The organism is Streptomyces sp. NPDC054847 (genome assembly GCF_053610925.1).
Map to the genome: position 1 here is coordinate 1 of NZ_JBSGZJ010000354.1, position 7435 is coordinate 7435.

The 7435-nt window shown below is 69.6% G+C and carries 7 protein-coding genes; 2 read left to right on the top strand and 5 right to left on the bottom strand.

Annotated elements, in window-relative coordinates; translation table 11 throughout:
* Positions 1-96: 96 nt before the first annotated feature.
* Positions 97-732 carry a TetR family transcriptional regulator gene (locus tag ACWGH4_RS26860; protein ID WP_453465488.1) on the bottom strand — a complete coding sequence of 212 codons (636 nt, stop codon included), beginning with the start codon at positions 730-732 and terminating at the stop codon, positions 97-99.
* A 165-nt stretch (positions 733-897) separates the two neighbouring features.
* On the opposite strand from ACWGH4_RS26860, the gene ACWGH4_RS26865 reads away from it, so the two are divergent.
* Entirely contained in the window at positions 898-2136 is a 1239-nt protein-coding gene (locus tag ACWGH4_RS26865; protein ID WP_453465490.1) for an acyl-CoA dehydrogenase family protein, read from the top strand.
* Positions 2137-2219: 83 nt separating this feature from the next.
* Here ACWGH4_RS26865 and ACWGH4_RS26870 read toward each other — a convergent pair whose 3' ends face one another.
* From ACWGH4_RS26870 to ACWGH4_RS26885, 4 genes are all read right to left on the bottom strand, one after another.
* Entirely contained in the window at positions 2220-2486 is a 267-nt protein-coding gene (locus ACWGH4_RS26870; RefSeq protein WP_453465492.1) for a hypothetical protein, read from the bottom strand.
* Positions 2487-2532: 46 nt separating this feature from the next.
* Positions 2533-3018, bottom strand: coding sequence for a glutathione peroxidase (locus tag ACWGH4_RS26875; protein ID WP_453465494.1), 486 nt, complete (start codon positions 3016-3018; stop codon positions 2533-2535).
* Between the two features lie 163 nt (positions 3019-3181).
* Positions 3182-4048: an acyl-CoA thioesterase domain-containing protein gene (locus ACWGH4_RS26880; RefSeq protein ID WP_441265891.1), complete on the bottom strand. Its 867-nt coding sequence runs from the start codon at positions 4046-4048 to the stop codon at positions 3182-3184.
* 15 nt (positions 4049-4063) lie between these two features.
* Complete coding sequence (locus tag ACWGH4_RS26885; RefSeq protein ID WP_441265890.1) at positions 4064-6637, bottom strand: DUF3516 domain-containing protein; 2574 nt, start codon at positions 6635-6637, stop codon at positions 4064-4066.
* Between the two features lie 71 nt (positions 6638-6708).
* Between ACWGH4_RS26885 and ACWGH4_RS26890 the strand changes: the two genes are divergently transcribed.
* Positions 6709-7435, top strand: a 727-nt coding sequence (locus tag ACWGH4_RS26890; RefSeq protein WP_453465497.1) for a metal-dependent hydrolase, incomplete at its 3' end; no start/stop codon positions are given.

Sequence of the window (7435 nt, forward strand, 5' to 3'; positions counted from 1 at the left end):
GCCTGGGGGCGCCTCCCACGGCCGCCAGGCCGTAGGGGGAGATTGAGGGCACCGCGGGAAGGGGCGGGTAGGGGAAACGTCCCGCGCGGCGGGAGGTCAGAAGCCCGGGCCGTCCGCCCGGTCCTCGACCTGGAAGAGGCGGCCGCACAGAAGGTCCGTCAGGCTGGCCACCAACTCCGCCCGCGAGCACGGCCGTTCGCCGAGCCACCAGTCGCCCGCCGCGTGCATCATGCCGACGATGCCGTGGCCCCACACGCGGGCCATCAGGTCTCCGCCGGGGCCGAGGTCGACGCGTTCGGCGATGACCGTGCCGAGCTCCTCGCCGAGGCGCCGCAGCAGCGGCGCCGAGTGGCGGCCCACGTCGAAGCCGGCTTCCGAGGGCTGGCTGTCCTCCGCGGGGTGCATCAGGAAGCGGTACACCTGGGGCCGAGCCTCGATGGCGGCGAGATACGTGTCGAGTGTGCCGGCGACCCGCTCCCTGCGGTCGACGTCCGCGTCGACCGCCACCTGAAGGGCTCTCAGCAGCGCGTCGGTGTGGCGCTTGGCCAGCGCGCGGTAGAGGCCGCCCTTGTCGCCGAAGTGCCGGTACAGGATGGGCTTGGTGATGCCCGCTTCCGCGGCGATGGCGTTCATGGAGGCGTGGGGCCCGTCCCGGAGCACGACCCGGTCGGCAGCCTCGAGGAGTTCCCGGCGCCGCTGGTCGGCCGACCGCTGGTGTTGTGTGGTCTCCATGTGTTTCTCCCCGCCCGGACGATTGCGTGACGCTTGCGCAAAGTAACACCCTGCCGCAATGGTCACATGATCGGGCCATGGCTGGTTGACAGGGGCTACCCGTCGGTAACAGACTGCCGTTACCGCAGGTAACATGCGGGTTGTCGTAAGTGTTCTGGAGGGGACATGACCGAGTTCACGCTCGACCTCAACGAGGATCAGAAGCAGGTCCGAGACTGGCTCAACGGCTTCGCCAAGGACGTCATGCGCCCCGCCGCCGCCGAGTGGGACGAGCGTGAGGAGACCCCCTGGCCCGTCATCCAGGAGGCGGCCAAACTCGGAATCTACTCCCTCGACTTCTACGCCCAGCAGTTCTTCGACCCCACCGGCCTCGGCATCCCGATGGCGATGGAGGAGCTGTTCTGGGGCGACGCGGGCATCGCGCTCTCCATCGTCGGCACCGGGCTCGCCGCCGTGGGCGTTCTCGCCAACGGTACGGAGGAGCAGATCGGCACCTGGATCCCCCAGATGTACGGCGACGCGAGCGATGTGAAGGTGGCCGCCTTCTGCTCCTCGGAGCCCGACGCCGGCTCCGACGTCGGCTCCATGCGCACCCGCGCCGTGTACGACGAGGCGAAGGCCGAGTGGGTGCTCAACGGCACCAAGACCTGGGCGACCAACGGCGGCATCGCCAACGTCCATGTCGTCGTCGCCGTGGTCGATCCCGAGCTCGGCTCCAAGGGCCACGCCTCGTTCATCGTCCCGCCGAACACCCCCGGCCTGTCCCAGGGGCAGAAGTTCAAGAAGCACGGCATCCGCGCCTCGCACACCGCGGAGGTCGTACTCGAGGACGTCCGCGTTCCCGGCGGCTGCCTCCTCGGCGGCAAGGAGAAGCTGGACGAGCGGCTCGCCCGGGCCAGGGAGAAGGCCCGCACGGCAGGCGGCGCGGGCGGCGAGCGGGTGAAGAACGCGGCGATGGCCACCTTCGAGGCCTCCCGTCCCGCCGTCGGGGCCATGGCCGTCGGCACCGCCCGCGCCGCGTACGAGGTCGCGCTCGACTACGCCAAGACCAGGGAGCAGTTCGGCCGCCCGATCATCGACAACCAGGGCATCGCCTTCCAACTGGCCGACATGCGCACGCGGATCGACGCCGCCCGCCTGCTCGTGTGGCGCGCCTCGTGGATGGCGACCACCGGCAAGCCCTTCACCTCGGCGGAGGGATCCATGTCGAAGCTGTTCGCCAGCGAGACCGCCAAGAAGGTCACCGCCCAGGCGGTCCAGATCCTCGGCGGCAACGGCTTCACCCGTGAGTACCCGGTGGAGCGCATGCACCGCGACGCGGCGATCTACACGATCTTCGAGGGCACCAGCGAGATCCAGCGGCTGGTGATCGCCCGCACCCTGTCGGGCATGCCGATCCGCTGACCCGGCGGACACGACAAAGGCTCCGGCTCCCCCGAGGGGTGCCGGAGCCTTCCGCGTGCCGGCTTTCTGCGTGTCTCCCGCCCTCAGCGCCGTGTCAGCTTCTCGATCAGCAACGAGGGCAGCAGCAGCACCACGAAACCGAGCTTGAACAGCACGGGCGAGACCACCACCCCCAGGACGATCCCGAGCACGAAGGACTCGTGCGGCATCTCATAGCCGATCAGCGGCAGCGTGCCGCCCACGAACGCCTCGTAGGCGGCCCAGACGCCCAGTGCCAGACCGAGCACCCCGCCGACGAGGCCGACGCCGAGCGGCCACGTGGCATCGTCGTCCCTGCGTTTGTTCCCCACCGGATCCCCCCGGGAAAGGCAGTCGGAAGCGTCGCTCCCCGCGACGTCAGGCAGAGAGTACTGCCTCGACGGCCGCCAGCACCTCGGGGGACTCCGGCTCGGTACCGGGACGGAAGCGGGTCACCTCGCCCTGCGGGGAGATCAGGAACTTCTCGAAGTTCCACTGGACGTCGCCGGCCTCGCCGTCGGCGTCCGCGACCGTCGTCAGCTCCGCGTACAGGGGGTGACGGCCTTCGCCGTTCACGTCCGTCTTCTCCAGCATCGGGAAGGACACGCCGTACGTCGCCGAGCAGAACGTGGCGATCTCCTCCGCGCTGCCCGGCTCCTGGCCCCCGAACTGGTTGCACGGCACGCCCAGCACCGTGAAGCCCCGGTCGCCGTATTCCTTCTGCAGCCGCTCCAGGCCCGCGTACTGCGGGGTCAGCCCACACTTGGAGGCCACATTGACCACCAGGACTGCCTGGTCCCGGTAGTCGCCGAGCGAGGTCGCCTCGCCGGACAGGGTGCGCAGCGGGATGTCGTACAGAGTCATCGAAGCTCCTCACAGGGTCGCCGGCGCGCGGCCGGACGGCCGCACCGGTGGACGACCGATGAAAACACGGGTGCGCCCGTGACGGAGCACGGGCGGCACGTCGGACAACGCCGCCGGGCGCGGCGATCTTCCCCGTACCGGGAGGACCGCGGCCGACGGCCGGCTACACCGGCCGGAACAGGCCCTCCTGCACCACCGACACCAGCAGCCGGCCCTCGCGGTCGTAGATCCGGCCACGGGCGAGCCCGCGGCCGCCCGTCGAGATCGGCGACTCCTGGTCGTAGAGGAACCACTCGTCCGCGCGGAACGGACGGTGGAACCACATCGCGTGGTCCAGCGACGCCATGTCGAAGCCGCGGCGGCCCCACAGAGGCTCCACCGGGATCCGTACCGCGTCCAGCAGTGTCATGTCGCTCGCGTACGTCAGCGCGCAGGTGTGCACCAGCGGATCGTCGCCCAGCGGCCCGACCGCCCGCATCCAGACCGCGCTGCGCGGATCGGCGTCCTTGATCTCGTCCGCCGTCCAGCGGAGCCGGTCGACATAGCGGATGTCGAACGGCTGACGCCTGGCCATCCGCTCCAGCGCCTCCGGCAGCTCGCCCAGATGCTCCCGGATCTCGGTCGTCACGGTCGGCAGCGACTCGGGATCCGGGAAGTCGAGACGCGGCGGCAGCTGGTGCTCGATGCTGCCCGGCTCGGGGCGGTGGAAGGACGCCGTCAGGTTGAAGATGGTGCGCCCCTCCTGCACGGCCGTGACCCGGCGGGTGGTGAACGAGCGGCCGTCCCGGACCCGTTCGACCTGGTACACGATCGGCACCCCGGGGCGTCCCGGCCGCAGGAAGTAGGCGTGCAGCGAATGGACCGGACGGTCGCCGTCCGTGGTCCTGCCCGCGGCGACCAGGGCCTGACCGGCCACCTGCCCGCCGAAGACGCGCTGAAGGGACTCGTTCGGGCTGAGTCCCCGGAAGATGTTGACCTCGATCCGTTCCAGATCGAGCAGATCGACCAGACGCTCGGCCGGATTCGTCATCCTCAGTTCTCCCTGTCAGAGCCGGCCGACGGACGTGACCCGCACGACCGCCCGGCCCTCCTCGTCAGAGGCCGCCAGATCGACCTCCGCGCTGATACCCCAGTCATGGTCGCCGTTCGGGTCGGCGAAGGTCTGCCGTACGCGCCACAGGCCGTGCGCCGCGTCCTCCTCGATGGCCAGGAGCTTCGGGCCGCGGGCGTCCGGGCCGGTGCCCAGGTCGTCGTACTCGTCCCAGTACCCGTCCATCGCCTCGCCCCAGGCCTCCGCGTCCCAGCCCGACTCGGCGTCCATCTCGCCCAGTTCACCGACCCGGTCCAGGGCGGCCAGCTCCACCCGGCGGAACATCGCGTTGCGCACGAGCACCCGGAACGCGCGGGCGTTCGCCGTGACCGGCTTGACCTGGTCGGCCTTCTCCTGCGCCTCCTCGGCCGTCTCCACCTCCGGATTGGCCAGCTGCTCCCACTCGTCCAGCAGGCTGGAGTCGACCTGGCGGACCATCTCGCCGAGCCAGGCGATCAGGTCCTCGAGGTCCTCCGTCTTCAGATCGTCCGGGATGGTGTGGTCCAGCGCCTTGTACGCGCTCGCCAGATAGCGCAGCACGATGCCCTCGGTGCGGGCCAGCTCGTACCAGGAGGTGAACTCGGTGAACGTCAGCGCCCGTTCGTACATGTCACGGATGACGGACTTCGGCGACACCGGGTGGTCTCCGACCCACGGGTGCGACTTCTTGTAGACGTTGTAGGCGTGCCACAGGAGCTCCTCCAGCGGCTTCGGGTACGAGATCTCCTGGAGCCGCTCCATGCGCTCCTCGTATTCGATGCCGTCCGCCTTCATCCTGCCGACGGCCTCACCGCGCGCCTTGTTCTGCATGGCGGCGAGGATCTGACGCGGATCGTCCAGCGTCGACTCGACGACGGAGACCATGTCCAGCGCGTAGGAAGGGGACTGAGGGTCGAGCAGGTCGAAGGCGGCGAGGGCGAAGGTCGACAGCGGCTGGTTCAGCGCGAAGTCCTGCTGGAGGTCGACGGTGAGCCGGACGGTGCGGCCCTCCGCGTCGGGAGTGTCCAGCTGTTCCACCACTCCGCCGTCGAGCAGCGAGCGGTAGATGGCGATGGCCCGGCGGATGTGACGCAGCTGGGCCTTGCGGGGCTCGTGGTTGTCCTCGAGCAGCCGGCGCATGGCCTCGAAGGCGTTGCCCGGCCGGGCGATCACCGAGAGAAGCATGATGTTGGTGACCCGGAAGCGGGAGGTCAGCGGCTCGGGCTCGGACGCGATCAGCTTCTCGAACGTGCTGTCCGACCAGGCGACGAAGCCCTCAGGAGCCTTCTTCCTGACCACCTTGCGGCGCTTCTTGGGGTCGTCACCGGCCTTCGCGAGCGCCTTCTCGTTCTCGATGACGTGCTCGGGCGCCTGCGCGACGACCAGACCCGCGGTGTCGAAGCCGGCCCGGCCCGCACGCCCGGCGATCTGGTGGAACTCACGCGCCCGCAGTGTCCGCACCCGGCTGCCGTCGTACTTGGTGAGCGCCGTGAACAGCACCGTGCGGATGGGGACGTTGACGCCGACGCCGAGCGTGTCGGTGCCGCAGATGACCTTCAGCAGGCCGGCCTGCGCCAGCTTCTCCACCAGTCGCCGGTACTTGGGCAGCATGCCCGCGTGGTGCACACCGATACCGTGCCGGACGTAACGGGAAAGGTTCTTGCCGAACTTGGTGGTGAACCGGAAACTGCCGATCAGGTCGGCGATCTTGTCCTTCTCCTCGCGGGAGCACATGTTGATGCTCATCAGCGACTGGGCGCGCTCCACGGCCTGCGCCTGGGTGAAGTGCACGATGTAGACAGGAGCCTGCTTCGTCTCGAGCAGCTCGGTCAGCGTCTCCGTGATCGGCGTCAGCCGGTACTCGTACGACAGCGGAACGGGCCGGGTCGCCGACCGGACGACGCTGGTGGGGCGGCCGGTGCGGCGGGTCAGGTCCTTCTCGAACATCGAGACGTCACCGAGGGTCGCCGACATCAGCACGAACTGCGCCTGCGGCAGTTCCAGGATCGGGATCTGCCACGCCCAGCCGCGGTCCGGCTCGGCGTAGAAATGGAACTCGTCCATCACGACCTGGCCGACGTCGGCGTGCTTTCCGTCGCGCAGGGCGATCGAGGCCAGCACCTCCGCGGTGCAGCAGATGACCGGCGCGTCGGCGTTCACGGACGCGTCGCCGGTCAGCATGCCCACGTTCTCCGTGCCGAACAGCTTGCACAGGTCGAAGAACTTCTCCGAGACGAGAGCCTTGATCGGCGCGGTGTAGAACGTGACCTGGTCGTTCGCCAGTGCCGCGAAGTGCGCGGCCGCCGCGACCAGGCTCTTCCCCGAGCCGGTGGGCGTCGAAAGGATCACGTTCGCCCCGGAGACCACCTCGATCAGCGCCTCCTCCTGAGCCGGATAGAGCGTGATGCCCTGGCCCTCCGCCCAGGAGGAGAAGGCTTCGTACAGGGCATCGGGGTCGGCGTCTGAAGGCAGCTGATCGATAAGGGTCACACCCCCATCTTGCCTGTCCCCGAGCCGGATCAGGGAACCGGCCGTGAGCGGCAAGATCATGACCGATACGCTGCCCTGTCAACTGGGGTCACGCACAAGAGCGATGGGGCGACGATGGGGCGGGAACGCACATGATGGGACCGGCGCACTCTCTGTCCGGGGCGGCCGCCTGGCTGGGGGTGGGAGCGGCTACGGCCGCCGCGGGCCACACCATGCCGTGGCCCGTCCTCGTCGTCGGAGCGCTGATCTGCGCGGGTGCGGCGCTGGCGCCCGATCTGGATCACAAGGCGGCGACGATCTCGCGGGCCTTCGGGCCCGTGTCACGCGGCCTGTGCGAGATCGTCGACAAGCTGTCGTACGCCGTCTACAAGGCCACGCGGAAACAGGGGGACAAGCGCAGGACCGGCGGGCACCGGACGCTGACGCACACCTGGCTGTGGGCGGTCCTCATCGGCGCGGGCGCCTCCGCGCTGGCGATCTTCGGCGGCCGGTGGGCCGTCCTCGCGATCCTTTTCGTCCACATGGTGCTGGCCGTGGAAGGCCTGCTGTGGCGGGCCGCCCGGGTCTCCAGCGACATCCTGGTCTGGCTGCTGGGCGCCACCAGCGCGTGGATCCTCGCGGGCGTCCTCGACAAGCCCGGCAACGGCGCGGACTGGCTGTTCACCGCGCCCGGCCAGGAATACCTGTGGCTGGGCCTGCCGATCGTCCTCGGCGCCCTCGTCCACGACATCGGCGACGCCCTCACCGTCTCCGGCTGCCCGATCCTGTGGCCGATCCCGATCGGCAACAAGCGCTGGTACGCCGTGGGCCCCCCGAAGCCGATGCGCTTCCGTGCCGGGAGCTGGGTCGAGCTGAAGG

Excerpts from the sequence above, each read along its gene's own strand:
- ACWGH4_RS26860 (WP_453465488.1), bottom strand. The coding sequence starts at position 732 with ATGGAGACCACACAACACCAGCGGTCGGCCGACCAGCGGCGCCGGGAA.
- ACWGH4_RS26865 (WP_453465490.1), top strand. The coding sequence starts at position 898 with ATGACCGAGTTCACGCTCGACCTCAACGAGGATCAGAAGCAGGTCCGA.
- ACWGH4_RS26875 (WP_453465494.1), bottom strand. The coding sequence starts at position 3,018 with ATGACTCTGTACGACATCCCGCTGCGCACCCTGTCCGGCGAGGCGACC.
- ACWGH4_RS26880 (WP_441265891.1), bottom strand. The coding sequence starts at position 4,048 with ATGACGAATCCGGCCGAGCGTCTGGTCGATCTGCTCGATCTGGAACGG.
- ACWGH4_RS26885 (WP_441265890.1), bottom strand. The coding sequence starts at position 6,637 with ATGATCTTGCCGCTCACGGCCGGTTCCCTGATCCGGCTCGGGGACAGG.